Raw genomic sequence first — 20,363 nt, forward strand, 5'->3', positions numbered from 1 at the left:
TATCATCACCTCTACTTGATTAGTATGTCCACTTTTTTACACATTAATCTTTTCCTTTAATTCATTCATAATTTGCTTTACAGACTTATTTGTCGTATCGATATGAATGTGAGCCTCTTCATAATAAGCTCGGCGTGATTCAAATTTCTTTACAAATGCATCTATATCTTTCTTTTGAAATAGTGGACGTGTCGTATCTTCACGAAGCCTTTCTGCAATTACATGCGGATCGCAATATAAATACACGACAGTTCCGTTCTCTTTCATCCACTTGCGATTTTCCGCTCGTTCAATAATTCCCCCACCAGTTGTAATAATGACATTATGGACTGGTAGCGCACGTAACATTTCACTTTCATATTCCCGAAAAGCCATTTCGCCTTCTTCAGCAAAAATATCACGAATTGCCTTCTCCTGCTTCTCTTCAATTTTTTGGTCTGTATCGATAACATCCATATGAAGTTCTTTACTTAACGCTTTTCCAATTGTTGTTTTCCCTGCTCCCATGTAGCCGGTTATGTATATAGATTTCATTTTCTGTCCTCTCAATCGTCATTTATTAATTGTTATTATAACGAAAGATGCTACTTTGTTTAATAAAAAAACGTTTTGTTCTTATACTATGAAGAACAAAACGTAACACTCGCTTTTACTTATAAGTACCTCTTCTCACCCACTGCGTTGCAATCCATTTCTCACCTTTCGTTACAGGTGCCCCTCCGTGTAACGTAAGCTCATTTATTGATTGATCTTGATAAAAATACTCAAAGTATACTGCCATTCCCTTTCTAGGGTGTACAGAAAGATTTAATTTCGGGAAGTACGTTTCTCCGCCTTCTTCTACATCATTTAAATACATTACAAGCGTACTAATACGATTATTAGCAGCTGATCTACTATGTTCCGCAAAATAATCATAGTGGGCTTTATATTGTTGATCCACTTCATAATTTAAAATGTGTAATCCTTCACCATGCGACGCAGGAACATTCATGATAGATGAAATTCGTTTTTCAATCTTTGAAGTAAGTTCATTGTCTTCCAAAAATGCACCGCTACTTGTTCGAATATCATTTACATCACGTGATGAACCAATTTTAGAACGCTCCATTTTATTTTTAGACATTTCAATCAATTCACCACACTCTTCATCACTTAGTACATTTGCTAATACGACAATAAGAGGTTCTTCGAATTTTGAAATAATGTGTATTTCTCTATCTTCTGTCATAATCGTATTTCCTTTATGATCAAAAATAGTTTGTTCCTTATTTTCACCTATTTGATTGTTGTTTGTCATTTCCCTATTCTCCCTAAAAATAATGATTGGATAGCATGAATATATCATATTCTTTCTACCTTTCTCTTTTTTGAGAAAATTTAAACTTTTAATCATTATATTTATCCATTTCTTCTAAAAAATCAATTCAATTTACAATAGAAAATCCTGGTTTATCTCCATATATTTCACATATTATCCTTCTATCCAATCCACTATTTTTCCATCCTTTTTTCTATACCGAAAACTCACCGTATAGAAAGCTTCCTGTTTGAGTGTGCACTGCAACGTAACGAGAATTAAATCATTTTCAAAGACATAATTTCCACTCGCTTCTCCCTTTTCATACTGAAAGAAAAATGTACCTTCTTTTTCTTTTTGCTGTAAATCTTTTTTTATATCTGTAATAGATCGGTTAAGTAATTCATCCAATAAAAACTTTTGTTCTATTTCTATATAAAAATTTTTATCTGTAAACAACATATTTGTTTCGTATATAAAAAAAGAAGTTAATAAAATAAGAAAGATAATCGTTCCAGGCATTGTAAATCCATTTTGCTTTCTCATACGTTTATTCCTATTTCGCTATATCGCATAACTACACCTTCATATATTTTCCCACTAGTATCTTTTACATTTATAATGAGTACATGAGGTGTTAGTTTGTAAGAAACTGTTCCAATATTTTGTAAAACAACTTCCCTCCCGCGCCTATTTACCTTTCTTATAAGACGACTATTCTCTTTTTCATACGATACTTCACTCCCATTACGCGATCGGAATCGTAAAATACTTTCTCCATTTTCAAATGATAGCTGTTCTCCAGATGATACTTCACGAAACTCCAACTGCATTTGCCCTAAATACACATCCCACTCCCAATCATTTAACCCTTTCGACTGTTTATTTCCCATTTCAATGAAATGTAGGCGGGGAAGGAGCAAAAAAAATATTGATAATAGAAACAGACATACAATCATTTCTATTAATGAAAAACCAAATTCTAATTTATTTTTTCTCCTACATAAAAGCATTGTTCCATCATTCTGTCTTTCACATCTCTCCACATGGTACAAACTTCATTGCCTCCCCAATATGTGTAATACACAATTCCATTTATATTCTTTTCTATTATTCGCTTTTCTTCATTTCCATACATATATATAGCTGCTTCTTTTTTTAATAATCCAGATGCCTTATAACGAATTTGTATATTTTTTCTTTCTTGCATAACTAATACTGTTTGCGGTAGTAGTAAAGATACAGCCATCATTAAAACACTTAACGATACAATCATTTCAGCCATTATGGATCCTTTTTGACATTTCACGATACGTAAATCTCCCTCTTCCAAGCTGAAATACAATTTCATATTTATAATTTCTATACGAAATTATAATCGTACCACCTCTATTAATATTTCCACTTGGATTATATGTCATCGGATTTGGAAACGTATGCAAATCAATTTGTATATCTTCTTCATACTCTCGCTTGACGATATAATACTTTGTACCTGACTCTTTTATAGCATACATATTTCTATCTTTATGCCAACGTAATGTATAGTGCTTTTGACGGTTTATCGCTAATTGCTGCATATACAAAATATCATTTGAAAACTGCCTCAAAAATTGTTCAACTTTTTGTCGCTCGTATAAGGAATGCACGCTAAAATACGTAACTATACTTAATACAGAAATAGCAAATAAAACGAGTAACATTTCTAAAAAAGTAAACCCCTGTTGTTTCACAATGCCCTAATTGATACTGCGCCATCATCTGAAATATGAATAGATTCGCCATTCGGGCACTTATCAGTTGTAATATACTTTTCATCTGTCAGTTCTTTTAACGATGGAATTTTATTATGTTGTAATTGATATACTTGTATTTGCGCTTCTATAGCTTTCACGTAAGCTGCACACCCTTTTCCTTGGACCGATGAGCGCTGTGTAACTACATTCGGAATAATTAATAGTAATAATATAGTTATGACAACCATCACTAATAGCATCTCTAACAGAGTAAATCCTTCCTCATTCTGCATACAAATGCCCCCTAAATAGAATTCATCATTTGAAACATCGGCATAATCATCGCTAAATACATAAGGACAACGATTCCTCCAATACATGTAAATAAAATAGGCTGAATGATAACTAACATATGTTTAATTTTCCGTTCCATCTTTTCCATAATAAGATCGCTATAGTCACCTAATTCAATCCCTAAATTGCCGTTTGCTTGTCCATGCGTAATAACATAAGAAAGTTCTTTCTCGTAATACCCACTTTTAGCAATGATAGATTGTAACTGTTCTCCTCCAATTAATTGTCTTTCAATCCGGCTCGCTTCATATTTAAAGAACGGATGATATCTTTGCTCCATCATTATTGTTAAAGCTTCACATACTGATAGTCCACCATTTAATAAACCACTCAACTGAGTAGCAAAATAATGTGAATGCTTTAAAATAAGAAATGTTTTGATGAGGGGAATACGAAGCATAATTTTTACCTGTCTAATATGTGGAAGTTTCCTAAAATACAACATGTATAAAATACCTCCAATAATAACAGTTAAAATAGCGACTAAAATAATGTAAGGTAGCAGTTTTATTGCACTTAAAATTTTTTCTGTAAGTAGTGGTGTATTAGAACCGAACGAACTATAAACTATTTCAACCTGAGGTAATAAAATGAGTTTAAAAATAAAGAGCATGATTAGTAGAAAAAACATCAAAAACATAGGATACTGCATTATTTTCATCATGTCTCTCCTATACTTATCTTTCTTATAAAGAAGTGCACTTCCTTGTTGCAAAGCAAAAGAAATATCACCATGTTGCTCGGCATAAAATAAATAACTTAACATGTCCTGATGAAACTTTAACTGATGAAAAGAATCGTGTAGACTTTTCCCATCTTTTAACTCCTCAATCATGCGCTGCAATTGTACTTTCTTTTCTACAGGTAATTGAAACTGTAAAAATTCTAATGCTTGTAAAAGAGAGTAGCCTTTTTCTAATAATTCTCCTAAACGTTTCAACAATACTACTTGATCACTTAAACTCCAAGTTTTCTTAAACATAAACATCTTCTTCTAAAAAACCTAAAGCATATCCTTTTCGTATTGATGATTCTAAAGTCTCATGTTTGTAAGTAACACATTCTCCATCAGCTTCTTTAAGCGCTTGTTTTAACTCATATCCATATAGTAGCTCATAAATGCTAGCCTGCCTTACTTGCCTCATTGATTTACATAAAGTTGAGCACTTTCCTCTGCAAAACGGACACTTCAATTCGACAAGTCGCTGTGCAGCTACAGCCAATAAAGACTGTTCAATCTCTTGCCTCGTTATACCATAATCTATGAAACGAATGATTGCTCCTTTCGCATCATTCGTATGCAGCGTTGTCATTACTAAATGTCCTGTCAAACTTGCTCTTATAGCTATTTTTGCTGTTTCTTCATCACGGATTTCACCGACTAAAATAATATCTGGATCATGACGTAAAATAGCCTTTAATCCTGTTTCATATGTGAGACCCGCTTTTTCATTTATTTGAATTTGTAATACATCGTCACTTCTTTTTTCAACCGGATCTTCAAGTGTAATGATGCGACGTGTTTTCTTTTTTCTAATTACCTCTAATAATGCATACATTGTCGTCGTCTTCCCAGATCCAGTCGGTCCAGTAAACACAAGTAGCCCCTGTGAATAGCGTAAAAACGAGAGTAGTTTTGCTGCCGTACTTGGAAATAACGAAAGATGTGATAAGGGCTGAACAGATGCTTGTAAATGAAGACGAATAACAAGACTTTCTTGATATACTGTTGGAAGTGTGGAAAGGCGTAAATACACTTCTTGTCCATCAATTTGCAAATACAACGAACCATTCTGTGGCTTCCGTTTCTCGCCTATGTCCATAGATGCTAAAAATTTGAAATGTGAGACAAGTTTTTCTCCAAACTCCTTTTCAATACACTGTATCGTCATTAAATCTTTTCCTATACGTAGTTGCACCGCTACATCCTTCTGCCGGGGCACAATATGTAAATCTGACGCTTGTACCCTACACGCTTCTTTTAAAATTGCATTCGCAAAAATTTCAATCCCATTCATCACTTTTCCCTCCTCACTATGTATATAGCATGAAAACATACGCAATAAAAATTTGGACTTTTGTATTTTCAATAGAGGAAAAAGGAAAAATATGTTTGTGAAATTATGAACAATTTCCGAATTATTGTCTGAAATTACCTATACTCATGTTTATCTGTATTATAATGTTATTATCTTGGATAAAGTGATAAAGGTGGAGATCCTCATGGAACAAGCTTTAAAAATTACAGGTGTATTATCTGACCCAACTCGTTATTACATTTATAAATATATTTCGCAAAAACATAGTTACGTAACGGTACAAGAAATTGCAGATGAGTTTGACATTCATCCAAACGTAGCGCGTTTACATTTATCTAAATTAGAAGATGTTCATATGCTAAAATCGGAAACGAAGAAAACTGGAAAAGGCGGACGACCGAGCAGATTGTATGTCTTATCTGAAGATGTTATCCAATTACAATTTCCATTCCGTGATTATCAATTGTTAGCAAGAATCGCATTTAATTCTTTACTTAGCCTTGGCGCTGCTGGTGAAAAAGCGCTATACGAAACAGGAAAACAATTCGGAGCTGAATTAATGCAACAACATATGCAACGTTTAAATGTGAGTGAAGATGCTTTAACAGTGGAACAAAAAGTTCAAATTGCAAAAGAAGCTTTCTCAACAGCTGGCTTATCACCTGCATTTGAATTAAGTGCAGATGGAACAAAAATTTTCTATGATGTACACAATTGTCCATTTAAAGAAGTTGCTGTTCATCATCCAACTGAAATTTGTAACATGCACGGAGATATGATGAAAGGAATTTTTGAAATCCTATTCCCTAACATGGAATTAACTCGAAATGATAGTCTATTAGATGGATGTAAATCTTGTAATTATAAACTAACAATTTAATTTTTCATATAAAAAGAAGCCAATAATAATTGGCTTCTTTTTATATGAACGAATATTTACAATAGTAAGAAAAATAAACTATAATGAGGTGAGGTTTACTTTTTTTAGAAAAGGAGGGAGATCGCATGGAGCGCATGTTTCGCGTTCTCGGCTTTTGGACTGGAATTTTCTCGGTCATGTTTTACGTAGGGGATATGCAACCGGCCGCACTACTATTTTTAGGACAAACAGGTTTCTTCGTACTTTTAAGCTATTTAAAATTAACAGAGCGTATGTATATATACGTATTTGGGGCATATTTAACTGTTTTCTTCATAGGATTTACATACTACACGACATTCTTACTTGTGCCTGGGGCTGGACATTAAAAGATGGCATTTTGCCATCTTTTTTTTAATTCCGGAATTTCCTAGTTGACTTATAGGTTTTATTACCTTATATTCTATATAACAGATTGGAATTAGGGGGAATCAACATGAATACACTGCTTGTCGGAATTAACGTTGCAGTCATGCTCATCTTAGTTGGCGTATTATATTATATGCAACGTAAGCATGTATCTTTTAATAAACGTGTATTTACCGCTTTAGGAGTCGGAATTTTATTCGGTCTTATATTACAATTTATTTATGAGCCAACTTCTAAAGTAATTATTGAATCAAATACTTGGTTTGGCTTAATCGGTAACGGTTATGTAAAATTACTTCAAATGATCGTTATGCCACTTATTTTAGTATCTATTATTTCAGCATTTACAAAATTACAGTTAACGAAAAATCTTGGTAAAATTAGTGGCCTTATTATCGGTATTTTAATTCTTACTACAGGAATCGCTGCAGCTGTCGGTATCGCTGCAAGTGCAGGATTTGATGTATCTGCAACAGGCCTACAACAAGGTGATGCAGAATCTGCTCGTCTGAAACTAGTTGAAGAAAGATTTACTTCTATTGAAAAGACAACAATTCCAGATAAATTATTAGAGCTATTGCCTACAAATCCGTTTCTTGATTTAACAGGCGCTCGTCCAACATCAACAATTTCTGTCGTAATATTTGCAGCCTTTATCGGCATTGCCTTTATAGGTGTAAAACGAAAATACCCAGAACAAGCAGAGCTATTTAAGAAAATACTTGATGCTGTATATGCAATCGTAATGCGTATGGTAACATTAATTTTACGCCTTACTCCATACGGCGTATTAGCTCTTATGGCAAAAACAGTTGCTGGTAGCGATATAAATGCTATTTTAAAACTTGGTAACTTCGTGTTAGCCTCTTACGTAGCACTTATCGTAATGTTTATCATTCACTTATTATTAATTGCATTGTCTGGTTTAAATCCAATTCAATATTTGAAAAAAGTGTTCCCTGTACTAACTTTTGCATTCACATCTCGCTCTAGTGCTGGTGCGATGCCATTAAATATTGAAGCGCAAAAAGAAAAGCTTGGTATTTCCGAAGGAATTGCAAACTTCGCAGCTTCATTTGGGGTATCTATCGGACAAAACGGTTGCGCAGGTATTTATCCAGCAATGCTTGCAATGATGGTCGCTCCAACTGTAGGAATTGATCCATTACAACCACAATTTATTTTAACTTTAATCGCTGTTGTTGCTATTAGCTCATTCGGTGTTGCTGGAGTTGGTGGCGGCGCAACATTCGCAGCTTTAATCGTACTATCTACAATGAACTTACCAATCGGTATTGTTGCTCTAGTTATCTCGGTTGAGCCATTAATCGATATGGGGCGTACAGCTCTTAACGTAAGTGGCTCTATGACAGCAGGTCTTATTTCAAGTAAATGGCTTGGTGAATTAGATCTAGATACGTACAATCAAGATGATACAAAAACTGGTGAAATTGCTTCATAATGAAAAAAAGACGCTAACATACAATTGTTAGCGTCTTTTTTATTCCGTTCCCTCTTTATAGATTTTATCTTGAGAATTATCACTCTAAGTATTCTTCTAGTTGCTCTTTTAACTCTTCCTCAATCTCATAACAAGATTCATCAGCGAGTTCCCCTACTTTCTTACTCCCCAAAATGTTTGATTGAATTGGCATTCCTAAAAAGATTCTTTCGCATTTCCAAATCGGAATATTATGAAATTCAATCAGCTCTTTTTCTTCATCTAATATAGCTATAGCAACTGATGAATAATAACCCACCTCAAAGGGATTCTCTTTTTCCCTTGCAAATCCCATATCTAATTCCATGTGGTTTTCTATGTATAAACGTGAATACTCTTTATGCAGTTTAAGTGATATTCGCTCTATTTCCTTCTCCATACATTGAATGTTCTCTTTTAACTCCAACGTAAACTCCTGTTCTTTATATTTCATTTTCGCCTCCTTAAACATAGAAAAAGAGAATACAATAACATATCCTCTTTCCTCAAATATATTTCATTATCTCACAGCCCGTCCTTTTCACAAATAACCATTTTGTTCGCACCATTTATGAAATTGTCCTACGTCTACTCCAACTAACACGATATCCTTTAGCTCTACATCAATGACTTGTTCTCCAATTACAATAGCAAACTGCGATGCTAATTTTGTCTCGTTTTTCTTTACAATTCCAATTCGGTTCCGATGCGGTCCATCTTTTATATATGCTTTTTGTCCTACAATATCAAAGTTCAAAATTCTCACCTCTTTTACTGCGCTCAAATTGGAAATACGATCTCCACCTCGGAAAATTTCCTTTCATTGCACTATTTCTCTATATATATGACGAAACAATAAAAGAGTCCTTCCTTCTTTACAATTATTTTTTCTTTGTTTCATTTTTGTGATTGAAACGTAAAGTTTATAATAAAATACACTTGGAAGCGCTTTCTATGTAATTTTTTATGTTATAATATATAAGTAGAACTTCGTAAAGAGGGTTAAAAAATGAATACAAAAATGATTAAAAAAGTAATTGAAGCATTAAAAGTATATGGCTTTCAGGATGTATCATTCTGTGACAAAACGAAGCAATTTTTATTTCATAACGAAACCGATATTATGAGCGGCTATGCAGAAATAACATATAGTAGTCAATTTGAAAAATTCAACGTACAAATTCATCCAATTGAAACGCATCACCAAGCAGAGTTACAAGAGATTGAAAGACATATACAAGCTTGTATAAGAAAAGTGGAATATTTAAACGCACTTCTTACCGGGCAGACAAAACTAGATGATAAAATTATTATTATGTAAAAAAAGAACGTGATCCAATCACGTTCTTTTTTCATTATACGTTCATCTTTTCCTTTAGTTGTAATCCTGTAACAGATTCTAATACATCCATCGATTCTCCAAATGTCATATCAAAAATTGTCTTGTCCTCTATGTATGGAAACTGTCTGAAACGCTTTTCTAACACCTTCACAGCATCTGATGTAAAGTTTGCACTATCAATACCAAATTCTGTTTCAAGAAGAACGATCCAATCTAACACATGAAAACCTAATCCATTGACGAATGAAATCAATTTTTCTTCTGGGTTTGAAGATAAGAATACTTGGCGTTCCATCTCACTAAAAAGTTCTTCTCCTAAGATTTCAGCTAACTCATCATCATGTTCACGTTCAACAAGTTCTTCGTAGCCGTAATCATCCACAAGCTCTTCTACTTCTTCACTATCCTGACAAAGCAATTGACTAAGAAGTGCCTCTTTCTTAAATTCACTATTTTGTACGACTTCTAAAAAGCTCGTTTCCCATCCATTTTCTAATTTCATATTATGTACTCCTTTATATACGTTTCTTATCATCACTGTACCCAAAAGATCACTTTTATAACCTTTTAGGTAGTTACTATTATTTCACATGATTCATAACATAAGATGCAAACTCAGCTACATCTCCTTCAAAAATATTTATTTCTGGCAAGTGATAGAACGTTGTTTGGAGCGGGTTTCCTGCATGATATACATATATCGTTTTCTCTAGTGCAATCGCCATTCCAAACTCTGTATGGCTCCCGTTTCCGCCATCTAATATAAGTAAAAATACATCCGCTTCTTTTACAGCATTTTGTTCTGCCTGACCAATTTCTCTTAATTGTTCTTCATTCGCTGCTCTTTCATTTTTGGTCCAATCATATGTATGGTGCCATCCTGCATGTTTCAGTTCATTTGCTACGGAACGTACAAGATGTTTATTTTGGAAACCTGAGGCGATATAAAAATTCATTTATATACACTCCTTCATTATGTATGGGGAAACTCCTTTTTAGCGTTATTTGTTATAGCTACAATAAAGAACAACTTCAAAAAAAATCCCCATCTTTAAAACTTATTTGCGTTTAAATGATGGGATGCTTCATGGTCTTCTTTTATTTTTTGTTTTTTATAACTTTCATCAGCTAACATTTCTAGTTCAGCTGTTATCTCTGACTTTTCAAGCTCTCTTTCTTGCGAAAATTTCCTTGAAATATAAACAATAACACTACCAACGTACAACACAAAGCATATAATAAGTGCAGTATTTTCATAGAGACTTAGCTCCAACACAGTCACTCCTAATCCATTCGTATTTTCACGCCTCATTAATTGGAATTTCCCTATTAACCCATTTGTTATCCCGCTATTTGAGGGCAGTAAGACTCCCTCCTCAAAATTCAGTAACAGTAAAGAAGTTAGATGTGGGATGCACCCAACTGATTAAAGTTTCACTTTATTGTAACATAAAAATATCAATTCTTGGAATCTTTCACCCTACTAAAAGAGGCATGATTGTTTCATCATGCCTCTGAAATATTTTGAATGATTGTTTTAATTGCTTCTTTTCCATTATATTTTTTTAGTGCTGTTTTATACTTCTCATTATTTTGACTTAATTCTTCGACATACTTTATAAGAGATTTTACATTTACATCTTCTTCATATAATACGGAGGCATATCCTTGTCTTTCAAAGGACTCTGCATTTAATATTTGATCTCCACGGCTTGCAAATTTCGATAATGGAATTAAAACCATCGGCTTTTGTAATGTTAAAAATTCAAAAATTGCGTTGGAGCCCGCGCGTGAAATAACAAAATCTGTTACCGCTAATATATCTGGCAGTTCTCCATGTACATATTCAAATTGTCTATATCCTTCTTTATTTTGTAAACTTTCATCAAGGTTACCTTTTCCGCAAAGGTGAACAATTTGATATTTTTTCAGAAGTTCTGGTAACGCGGATCGAACCGTTTCATTAATTTTTTTTGCGCCCAAACTTCCTCCCATGATTGTAATAACTGGCTTTTTACGTGAAAAGCCTAAAAATGCTAAACCTTTTTCACGATTTCCCTTTAGTACTTCTTCACGTACAGGAGATCCTGTATAAATTACTTTTTCTTTCGGTAAATGTTTCGCAGCTTCTTCAAATGTAACAAATATTTTCGAAGCAAAACGAAGCGCAATTTTGTTTGCTAGTCCTGGCGTCATATCAGATTCATGTAATAAAACTGGTACTCTATTTAGCCATCCGCCAATTACGACTGGTACAGATACGAAACCGCCTTTTGAAAAAATCACATCTGGTTTTAGTTTTCGAATTCTTACATACGCATCCATAACCCCCTTCATTACAAGAAAAGGATCTTTTATATTTTTTAAATCAAAATAACGACGTAGCTTTCCACTCGAAATACTATAGTAGGGAATGCCTTCCTTTTCTATAATCGTTTTCTCAATACCTTGGTGAGAACCAATATAAGAGATATCCCAGTTGTCTTCCTGTAAATATGGGATAATGGCTAAATTAGGTGTTACATGTCCTGCCGAACCGCCACCTGTAAAGACTATTTTCTTCATACGTCTCCCCCTTCTAGACTATAATACACTAAAATATCTTGCCTCAGGGTGAGAAAATACCATAGCCGTTACGGACGCTTCTGGCTCCATCATGAATCCTTCTGTTAATGAAATACCTATTTCCTCTGGATGAATTAAGCGAAATAGCTTTTCTTGATCTGCAAGTTCTGGACACGCCGGATAACCAAATGACACTCGTATTCCTCTATATTTCGTACGGAAACGTTCTTCCATCGTCAGTTCAGGTGAGTCCGGAATGCCCCAGCGGTCACGAATGAGCATATGTGTTTTTTCAGCAAGTCCTTCCGCTAATTCAAGCGCTAACGATTGAATGGCATGACTACGTAGGTAATCACCTTTCGCCTTCAACTCTTCAGCAATATCCCGAACTCCTTCCCCAACCGTAACAGATAAGAAAGCAACATAGTCCATCTCATCTCCTATTGGGCGCAAATAATCACCTAAAGTACGATAGGGAGCCTTTCCTTGTCTAGGGAATGTGAAACGCTCTATAACACGCGTATGATCTTCTGGATCATATATTACAATGTTTTGTCCGTCGCTTTGCGCTGGGAAAAATTGATACACTGCTTTCGGCTTTAACCAAGATTGTCCTTCCTGCAATAATTCATCTATTAAATCATTTAATTCATGTGCTCTCTTATCTCCCTCTTTCAAAAGCTTCTTCACATTTCCTTTTAATCCAAGGTGATGCCCAAGTAGCATTTGTCTATTCAGAAATGGTGCGAGATGAAGGGCGGGAACATCTCGTAATACAATTCGTTTTGTTGAATCAGGCACCATAACCTCTGATTTTGGTAATGGCTCAATTACTGCTGGAATTTCTACTTTCTTCTCCTCTTTTTTTACGATATGAAGATGACGTTCTTTTTTATCCTGCTTCATCTTCTCACGCTCTTCTTCTTTTTGAAGCTTATTAATAATATCGAGCCCCGTCATCGCATCACTCGCATAACAAACGAGTCCTTTATATGATGGTGAAATCCGATTATCTGTAAACTTTCTCGTTAACGCTGCACCACCTACAACAATGGGCACATCAATATTTGCCGCTTTTAAATCTTCAGCAGTCGTTACCATTTGTTGCGCTGATTTTACTAATAAACCTGAAAGGCCTATAATGTCCGGCTTCTTTTCTTGTACTTCTTGAACAATTCGATCCGAACGTACATTAATTCCTAAATTAATAATCTCATATCCGTTATTCGCTAAAATAATTTCAACGAGATTTTTCCCAATATCATGCACGTCACCTTTTACAGTTGCTAACAATACTTTCCCTTTTTTCGCACTATCACTAGATTCCATATGTGGCTCTAAATAGCTTACAGCGGCTTTCATACTTTCGGCACTTTGCAATACTTCAGCAACAATAAGTTCATTATTATTAAATAGTCGTCCTACCTCGTCCATCCCTGTCATAAGCGGACCGTTAATAATATCAAGAGGTTTTCTTCCTTCTTCAAGTGCAAGACTTAAATCCTCGTGTAATCCTTGTTTCGTACCTTCTACAATATAATTTGCTAGTCTTTCATCAAGCGTTAACGTTTCTTGCACAACGACATCTTTCTTTTTAGCAACTCGGTAAAAGTTTGTAAATTCTTCTAACGTCTCTTTCGTCGTTTCAAACAGTAAGGCATCTGCAAGGCGTTTTTCTTCCTCTGGAATCGACGCATAGCGTTCTAATTTTTCCGTATTCACAATCGCGTAATCTAATCCTGCTTTCGTAGCATGGTATAAAAAAACTGAATTTAATACTTCACGTCCAGCCGGTGGTAAACCAAATGATATGTTACTTACACCTAAAATCGTTAAACACTCTGGTAACGCTTCTTTAATAAGGCGAATTCCTTCTATAGTCGCTGCCGCTGAGCCAATATATTCTTCATCACCTGTCCCTACTGGAAACACAAGTGCATCAAAAATAATATCTGACGGGCGTATCCCATACTTCTTTGTAAGTAATTCATAGCTTCTTTTCGCAATTTCTATCTTTCGTTCCGCACTAACCGCCATACCGTCTTCATCAATTGTTCCTACAACTATAGCGGCACCATACTTCTGAAGAAGCGGTGTCACTTTTTTAAATCGTTCTTCTCCATCTTCTAAATTAATTGAATTAATAACAGCTTTTCCTTGAATATAAGTAAGAGCTCGCTCCATCACATTTTCATCTGTTGAATCAATCATAATCGGTACTTTTAAAACTTTCGTAACTTCTGCTAAGAAGTTTTCCATATCTTCTATTTCATCGCGATCAGGATCTGCCATACAAATGTCAATAATATGAGCATTTTTCTTCACTTGCGCTCTTGCCACTTCAGCAGCCTCTTCAAATTTCCCTTCTGCTACTAAGCGTTTAAATTTACGTGACCCAATAACATTCGTTCTTTCACCTACAAATAACGGTCTCATAGACTCATCATATTGCAGTGCTTCTAATCCACTAATTCCATGTCCTTCTCTCTCATGATGGTCACGAGGCCTAAGAGATGCTAGCGCGGATTTCATTGCTTTTATATGTTCTGGTGTCGTGCCACAACAACCACCAATAATATTAACCCATCCTTCTTCAGCAAATCGCTTCACCTTTTCAGCAAGAGAAGATGGAGATTCATGGTAATGTCCATCTTCATCAGGAAGACCTGCATTTGGATAACAAGAAATGTAACACTCCGATAAATCAGATAGTGAACGAATATGGTCCCTCATAAACTCCGGACCAGTCGCACAGTTTAACCCAACAGATAATGGTTTCATATGTTCTACTGATAAATAAAAAGCTTCAATTGTTTGCCCAGCCAGAGTCGTTCCCATTGGCTCAATCGTTCCTGAAATCATAATAGGAACCGTTTTTTTCAGTTCTTCAAAAGCGGCTTGAATTCCAATATAAGCTGCTTTCACGTTACGCATATCTTGACTCGTCTCAACGAGTAATACATCAACTGCTCCTTTTAATAATCCTCGTGCCTGCCTTGTATAAGCCTCAATCAATTCTTCAAAAGTCACACCACCTGTAACACTAATTGCTTTCGTTGTTGGTCCCATCGCTCCCGCAACATATACTTCCTTCCCGCTTTCTTTAACAGCTTGCTTCGCCAAAAGTGCTGCCTTTTCATTTAGTTCTTCATCTAAATGAGACAGATCATAATCACTTAGTACAATATTCGTTGCCCCAAATGTATTTGTTTCAATAATATCCGCTCCAGCTTCAATATAAGCTTTATGAATCTTTAAAATAACGTCTGGTCTTGTTTCCACTAAATATTCATTACAGCCCTCGTACTCTTCTCCTCCGAAATCTTCAGCAGTTAAATCCTCTTGCTGAATCATTGTCCCCATTGCACCATCTAATATTAAAATGCTATTTTTTAATTTTTCTTCTATACACTTCATCAATTAATACCTTCTTTCACTTCTTGCTTTTCTCTTACATATTTAACAAGATGTTCTGTAATTTCATACTTTAAAAATGGTGTAATAAGATAAATACCATTAAAATATTGCATCGCTGCGTCGACCAATTCTTGTGAAATGCGGATCCCTTCCTCAATTGCTGCCTCTTTCGTTTCATGTCCATCCATTCTCTCTCTTATTTCTTCAGGAAGAGTAATACCCGGCACCTCAAAATGAAGAAAATCTGCATTCCGCTTACTTACTAACGGCATAATTCCAATAAAAATAGGTTGTTCCAAATGCTTTGTCGCTTCATACACTTCTTCAATTAACTTGATATCGTAAATTGGCTGAGTTAAAAAATACTCCGCTCCAGCATCTATTTTTCGTTCCATTCGCTTAACCGCTGCTTTTAAGTGCCTCACGTGAGGATTAAATGCGCCGCCTACAGAAAACCTTGTCGCCGGTCCAATTGATTTCCCTAAAATTGAACGTCCATCGTTCATTTCTTTAATCATTTTAATAAGCTCAATAGAGGATAAATCATATACAGAAGTGGCACCGGGAAAATCACCAACGCGCGCTGGATCACCAGTTAAAGCTAACACTTCTTCCATCCCTAACGCCGATAAACCTAACAAATGAGATTGTAGTCCAATGACGTTATGATCTCTACACGTTAAATGCGTCAATACTGGGATATCATGCTTCGTTAATAACGCACCCATCGCCATATTAGAAACACGAGGCGATGCTAATGAATTATCTGCTAGAGTAATAGCATCTGCTCCCGCTCTTTTTAACGCTCTTGCTCCTTCAAAAAAACGCTGTGTATCTAACGTTTTCGGTGGATCTAATTCCACTACAACTGTCGTTTGTTTTTTCGCTTTCTCTGCTAGAGTGACGTGAGCCTTCGAACGTTTCTCATGCGTATGAACGACTTTCGGCCTTTGAATCGTGTCTTTTTCTATTACAGGGGTAATATTCGCAACAGCGCGCTTCATACTTTGAATATGTTCTGGAGTCGTACCACAACAACCACCCAATAACCGAATACCTTGCTCAATAAATCTCGGTGTCATCGCTTCAAAATAAGCTGGGCTTCCCTCATATACGTAACGTCCATCCACATAATTCGGGAGGCCTGCATTTGGGTATGCTGATAAATAGCCATTTTGAGGAATCGATATCATTTTGAAAGCTTCCGTCATATGAAGCGGCCCTAGTTGACAATTCAACCCAACAACATTTGCACCGTAATCTATAAGTTGCTTTAATATTTCATTGACATCATTTCCATTTTGAGTCGTACCTGCTTCATGTAACGCTAATTGCGCAACAATTGGAATATTCGTTTGCTTACGCAATACTTTAACGGCATGAAGTAATTCAAATTCATCGTAAAAAGTTTCTAATAGTAATCCATCAACCTGTTCTTCTAGTAAAGCCCCTGCCTGTTCAAGTAACATAAACTCTCTTTCCATATCAGTCGTTGTAACAGCTCCGATATGTTTCATACCACCAATTGTTCCTAAAATTGCATTTTTATCTGTCACAGATGCTTTCGCCAGTTTTACTGCCGCTCTATTAATTTCTGTAACTTGATTTTCTAAACCATACATACGTAATTTCGCCTCATTTGCTCCATACGTATTCGTTTGAATTACATCTGCTCCAGCAGCTACATATTGTTTATGAATCGATATAATTAAGTCTGGATCAGATACATTCAATTCTTCAAAGCTACTTTGCAAACCATGTGAATGCAATAACGTCCCAACCGCACCATCACCTATTACAATTCCTTTTGATAATAAATCTAGTAATTTCACGACTCTCCCTCATTTCTATCAATATAAAAACCCCCTCTTCACTTTGAAGAGGGGGACATAATCGTTCCTCCTCTTATTATGCAAAACATTCGTTTTGCAGGTATTAGCACCGTTTCAAACATTTCGTTTGAAGGTTGCCGGGTTTCACAGGGCCTTTCCCTCCACCGCTCTCAATAAGAGTTGTCTTTATTATTTTATTTATGTAGCTAAAAGGAAATGCGTTCCCCTTTTAACAATGTTTGTTAATTTTTTAATAAATTTAGCATGCACAAAAGTAAAAGTCAATGACACTTGCGGAAAAATAAAAATTATTTAAAATAAAGTTGCAATTCAGTTATATTTTATTGTAAAGTTAAAAACATAATAAAAATTTCATACGAACATTCTTATCTAGAGAGGTAGAGGGACTGGCCCTGTGACGCCTCAGCAACCATTAACATTTTGTTAATAAGGTGCTAATTCCAGCAAATTGTGAAAGATTTGACAGATGAGAAGAAGACTCTATTCAAACCGAAAGCCTTCTTCTTAGAAGGCTTTTTTTATTTTATATTCACTTAATGTTTCAATTTAAAAAGGAGGAATTTTCACATGTCAACAATCGAAACAAAACTAGCACAAATCGGAAATCGCAGTGAAACTACAACTGGAACGGTTAATCCACCAGTTTATTTCTCAACCGCTTATCGTCACGAAGGAATTGGTAAATCTACTGGCTTTGACTATTCACGAACTGGCAATCCAACTCGCGGTCTTTTAGAACAGGCGATTGCAGACTTAGAATATGGCGAACAAGGTTATGCCTGTAGTTCAGGGATGGCGGCTGTTCTCCTCGTCCTTTCTCTATTCCGCTCTGGAGACGAACTTATTGTATCTGAAGATTTATACGGGGGAACGTATCGATTATTTTCTGAGCATGAAAAAAAGTGGAATGTTCGATGTAGATACGTAAATACACAGTCTATTAAACAAATTGAGCAAGCTATCACAACTGAAACGAAGGCTATTTTCATAGAAACTCCAACTAATCCATTAATGCAAGTTACTGATATTGCTGCTGTCGCAACTGTAGCGAAAAGGAACGGACTACTTCTTATTGTAGACAACACTTTCTACACACCTTATATACAGCAACCATTAACAGAAGGTGCTGACATTGTACTTCATAGCGCAACGAAATATTTAGGGGGACATAACGATGTACTAAGCGGGCTTGTCGTTGCAAAAGGAAAGGAACTTTGCGAGGAAATCGCTCATTATCATAATGCATCAGGTGCAGTTTTAAGCCCATTTGACTCATGGTTATTAATTCGCGGTATGAAAACGTTAGCGCTTCGCATGAGGCAACATGAAGAAAATGCGAAAGCAGTTGTTGCGTATTTAAATGATGAGGACGGGGTGACAGATGTATTTTATCCAGGAAGAGGTGGCATGATCTCATTCCGCCTTAAAGATGAAGCTTGGATTAATCCATTCTTACAATCTTTATCCTTAATTACATTTGCCGAAAGTCTTGGTGGTGTAGAAAGTTTAATGACTTATCCAGCAACGCAAACACATGCTGATATTCCTGAAGAAATTAGAACAGCAAACGGCGTATGCAATCGTCTTCTTCGATTCTCAGTTGGCATTGAAAATAGTAACGATTTAATTCAAGACTTAAAGCAAGCCATTAAACTCGTAAAAGAAGGTGTAAGAATATGAGCTATTCTATAGATACACTCTTACTACACAACCAATATAAACACGACTCGCAAACAGGCGCTGTGAACGTTCCTATTTATAATACATCAACTTTTCACCAGTTTGATGTAGATACGTTCGGAAAATATGACTATAGCAGGTCAGGAAATCCAACTCGTGAAGCTCTTGAAGATATCATTGCTTTATTAGAAGGCGGAACAAAAGGATTCGCCTTTGCATCAGGCATTGCAGCGATTTCCACTGCATTCCTCCTTCTTTCACAAGGTGATCACGTACTCATTTCAGAAGATGTGTACGGAGGCACTTACCGAGTGATAACTGAGGTACTCTCCCGTTACGGTGTTTCACATACATTTGTTGATATGACCAATTTAGAAGAAATAAAACAAAACATTAAACCAAATACAAAGCTCTTTTATGTAGAAACACCTTCTAACCCACTTTTAAAAGTGACAGATATTCGCGAGGTTTCTAAACTCGCAAAATCTATTGGCGCTCTTACTTTTGTTGATAATACATTTTTGACACCACTATTCCAAAAACCACTTGAACTTGGAGCTGATGTCGTTCTTCATAGTGCTACAAAATTTATTGCTGGTCATAGTGATGTTACTGCCGGATTAGCAGTAGTAAAAGATTCAGAACTCGCTCAAAAGCTTGGATTTTTACAAAATGCATTCGGTGCTATTTTAGGACCTCAAGATTGTTCTCTCGTACTTCGCGGTCTAAAAACATTGCATGTACGCCTCGAACATTCAGCTAAAAATGCCAATAAAATCGCACATTATTTACAAGAGCACTCTAAAGTAAAAAATGTCTATTATCCGGGATTACAAACTCATCTCGGATTTGATATTCAACAATCTCAAGCAACATCAGCTGGAGCGGTCTTATCGTTTACTTTGCAGTCAGAAGATGCACTCCGCAAATTTTTATCAAAAGTAAAATTACCTGTTTTTGCAGTTAGTTTAGGAGCTGTAGAGTCAATTCTTTCTTATCCAGCAAAAATGTCACATGCAGCACTGTCGCAAGAAGCTCGTGATAAAAGAGGAATCTCTAATTCATTACTTCGGTTATCAGTCGGTCTTGAAAATGTTAACGATTTAATATCCGATTTTGAAAATGCCCTTTCTTATGTAGAAGAACCTGTAAATGCATAGAGAAAAAGAAGATATGAGATTAGGTTTTCATATCTTCTTTTTATGCGGTTTAGTTATATTCATTTGAATTTCTTCTTTTCTTATAGTCCATAAAAATAAAAGTATATCATCTATTTCTAAATAATGGATTAATTGATATATTAAGAAAT

23 protein-coding genes and 2 riboswitches are annotated in these 20,363 nt (G+C 35.5%); of the genes, 6 read left to right on the forward strand and 17 right to left on the reverse strand.

Features of this window, described 5'->3' with window-relative positions:
• Positions 1–36: 36 nt before the first annotated feature.
• The 9 genes from aroK to comGA form a co-directional block, all read right to left on the reverse strand.
• A complete protein-coding gene (aroK, locus tag NST90_RS20000; protein WP_000836624.1) occupies positions 37–534 on the reverse strand; it encodes a shikimate kinase AroK in 498 nt (165 codons plus the stop codon).
• 115 nt (positions 535–649) lie between these two features.
• Complete coding sequence (locus NST90_RS20005; RefSeq protein WP_000183867.1) at positions 650–1,300, reverse strand: 2OG-Fe(II) oxygenase; 651 nt, start codon at positions 1,298–1,300, stop codon at positions 650–652.
• A 174-nt stretch (positions 1,301–1,474) separates the two neighbouring features.
• Positions 1,475–1,846: a competence type IV pilus minor pilin ComGG gene (gene comGG, locus NST90_RS20010; protein WP_001231318.1), complete on the reverse strand. Its 372-nt coding sequence runs from the start codon at positions 1,844–1,846 to the stop codon at positions 1,475–1,477.
• A complete protein-coding gene (gene comGF, locus NST90_RS20015; protein ID WP_000923106.1) occupies positions 1,843–2,313 on the reverse strand; it encodes a competence type IV pilus minor pilin ComGF in 471 nt (156 codons plus the stop codon). Before comGF ends, comGG begins: the two co-directional genes overlap by 4 nt.
• A complete protein-coding gene (locus NST90_RS20020; protein ID WP_000829464.1) occupies positions 2,283–2,585 on the reverse strand; it encodes a hypothetical protein in 303 nt (100 codons plus the stop codon). The genes comGF and NST90_RS20020 overlap by 31 nt, the downstream gene beginning before the upstream one ends.
• The gene (comGD, locus tag NST90_RS20025; RefSeq protein WP_000813141.1) at positions 2,578–3,033 is read right to left on the reverse strand and encodes a competence type IV pilus minor pilin ComGD; all 456 of its coding nucleotides are present in this window, start codon (positions 3,031–3,033) and stop codon (positions 2,578–2,580) included. Before comGD ends, NST90_RS20020 begins: the two co-directional genes overlap by 8 nt.
• Positions 3,030–3,329: a competence type IV pilus major pilin ComGC gene (gene comGC, locus NST90_RS20030; RefSeq protein WP_001178684.1), complete on the reverse strand. Its 300-nt coding sequence runs from the start codon at positions 3,327–3,329 to the stop codon at positions 3,030–3,032. Before comGC ends, comGD begins: the two co-directional genes overlap by 4 nt.
• A gap of 11 nt (positions 3,330–3,340) precedes the next feature.
• On the reverse strand, positions 3,341–4,378 hold the full coding sequence (comGB, locus tag NST90_RS20035; RefSeq protein ID WP_016123380.1) for a competence type IV pilus assembly protein ComGB: 1,038 nt from the start codon (positions 4,376–4,378) through the stop codon (positions 3,341–3,343).
• Entirely contained in the window at positions 4,365–5,408 is a 1,044-nt protein-coding gene (gene comGA / locus NST90_RS20040; protein WP_001013167.1) for a competence type IV pilus ATPase ComGA, read from the reverse strand. The genes comGB and comGA overlap by 14 nt, the downstream gene beginning before the upstream one ends.
• Positions 5,409–5,613: 205 nt before the next feature.
• On the opposite strand from comGA, the gene NST90_RS20045 reads away from it, so the two are divergent.
• The 3 genes from NST90_RS20045 to NST90_RS20055 all read left to right on the forward strand — a co-directional run bounded on the left by NST90_RS20045 (position 5,614) and on the right by NST90_RS20055 (position 8,179).
• On the forward strand, positions 5,614–6,309 hold the full coding sequence (locus tag NST90_RS20045; RefSeq protein ID WP_000434125.1) for a helix-turn-helix domain-containing protein: 696 nt from the start codon (positions 5,614–5,616) through the stop codon (positions 6,307–6,309).
• Between the two features lie 125 nt (positions 6,310–6,434).
• Complete coding sequence (locus tag NST90_RS20050) at positions 6,435–6,677, forward strand: DUF2626 domain-containing protein (RefSeq protein ID WP_000440716.1); 243 nt, start codon at positions 6,435–6,437, stop codon at positions 6,675–6,677.
• Between the two features lie 107 nt (positions 6,678–6,784).
• Positions 6,785–8,179 (forward strand): L-cystine transporter, encoded by a 1,395-nt coding sequence (locus NST90_RS20055; RefSeq protein WP_074618770.1) that lies wholly within the window; start codon positions 6,785–6,787, stop codon positions 8,177–8,179.
• Positions 8,180–8,258: 79 nt separating this feature from the next.
• On the opposite strand, the gene NST90_RS20060 is transcribed toward NST90_RS20055, so the two are convergent.
• Complete coding sequence (locus tag NST90_RS20060) at positions 8,259–8,651, reverse strand: hypothetical protein (RefSeq protein WP_074618771.1); 393 nt, start codon at positions 8,649–8,651, stop codon at positions 8,259–8,261.
• Between the two features lie 87 nt (positions 8,652–8,738).
• Entirely contained in the window at positions 8,739–8,954 is a 216-nt protein-coding gene (locus NST90_RS20065) for a DUF3912 family protein (protein ID WP_001008327.1), read from the reverse strand.
• Between the two features lie 252 nt (positions 8,955–9,206).
• Here NST90_RS20065 and NST90_RS20070 point away from each other — a divergent pair, with 252 nt between their 5' ends.
• A complete protein-coding gene (locus NST90_RS20070) occupies positions 9,207–9,518 on the forward strand; it encodes a hypothetical protein (RefSeq protein ID WP_001093237.1) in 312 nt (103 codons plus the stop codon).
• Positions 9,519–9,552: 34 nt separating this feature from the next.
• On the opposite strand, the gene NST90_RS20075 is transcribed toward NST90_RS20070, so the two are convergent.
• The 6 genes from NST90_RS20075 to NST90_RS20100 all read right to left on the reverse strand — a co-directional run bounded on the left by NST90_RS20075 (position 9,553) and on the right by NST90_RS20100 (position 17,353).
• Entirely contained in the window at positions 9,553–10,041 is a 489-nt protein-coding gene (locus NST90_RS20075; protein WP_000764267.1) for a hypothetical protein, read from the reverse strand.
• A 79-nt stretch (positions 10,042–10,120) separates the two neighbouring features.
• On the reverse strand, positions 10,121–10,495 hold the full coding sequence (locus tag NST90_RS20080) for a nucleoside 2-deoxyribosyltransferase (protein WP_001012345.1): 375 nt from the start codon (positions 10,493–10,495) through the stop codon (positions 10,121–10,123).
• A gap of 95 nt (positions 10,496–10,590) precedes the next feature.
• Positions 10,591–10,851, reverse strand: a complete 261-nt coding sequence (locus tag NST90_RS20085; RefSeq protein ID WP_001250699.1) for a DUF3966 domain-containing protein — start codon at positions 10,849–10,851, stop codon at positions 10,591–10,593.
• Positions 10,852–11,045: 194 nt separating this feature from the next.
• Entirely contained in the window at positions 11,046–12,104 is a 1,059-nt protein-coding gene (murG, locus tag NST90_RS20090; RefSeq protein WP_000724779.1) for an undecaprenyldiphospho-muramoylpentapeptide beta-N-acetylglucosaminyltransferase, read from the reverse strand.
• Positions 12,105–12,122: 18 nt separating this feature from the next.
• Complete coding sequence (gene metH / locus NST90_RS20095) at positions 12,123–15,521, reverse strand: methionine synthase (protein WP_025709780.1); 3,399 nt, start codon at positions 15,519–15,521, stop codon at positions 12,123–12,125.
• Complete coding sequence (locus NST90_RS20100) at positions 15,521–17,353, reverse strand: bifunctional homocysteine S-methyltransferase/methylenetetrahydrofolate reductase (protein ID WP_025709779.1); 1,833 nt, start codon at positions 17,351–17,353, stop codon at positions 15,521–15,523. The genes metH and NST90_RS20100 overlap by 1 nt, the downstream gene beginning before the upstream one ends.
• 70 nt (positions 17,354–17,423) lie before the next feature.
• Positions 17,424–17,533: riboswitch (SAM riboswitch) on the reverse strand.
• A gap of 203 nt (positions 17,534–17,736) precedes the next feature.
• Positions 17,737–17,847, forward strand: a riboswitch (SAM riboswitch).
• 94 nt (positions 17,848–17,941) lie between these two features.
• On the opposite strand from NST90_RS20100, the gene metI reads away from it, so the two are divergent.
• Both metI and metC read left to right on the forward strand, forming a co-directional pair.
• Positions 17,942–19,054 carry a cystathionine gamma-synthase/O-acetylhomoserine thiolyase gene (metI, locus tag NST90_RS20105; RefSeq protein WP_000103897.1) on the forward strand — a complete coding sequence of 371 codons (1,113 nt, stop codon included), beginning with the start codon at positions 17,942–17,944 and terminating at the stop codon, positions 19,052–19,054.
• The gene (gene metC / locus NST90_RS20110; RefSeq protein WP_000122299.1) at positions 19,051–20,214 is read left to right on the forward strand and encodes a cystathionine beta-lyase; all 1,164 of its coding nucleotides are present in this window, start codon (positions 19,051–19,053) and stop codon (positions 20,212–20,214) included. The genes metI and metC overlap by 4 nt, the downstream gene beginning before the upstream one ends.
• The last annotated feature ends 149 nt before the right edge of the window (positions 20,215–20,363 follow it).

The organism is Bacillus sp. FSL E2-8900, from assembly GCF_037966225.1.
Lineage (GTDB): Bacteria > Bacillota > Bacilli > Bacillales > Bacillaceae_G > Bacillus_A > Bacillus_A cereus.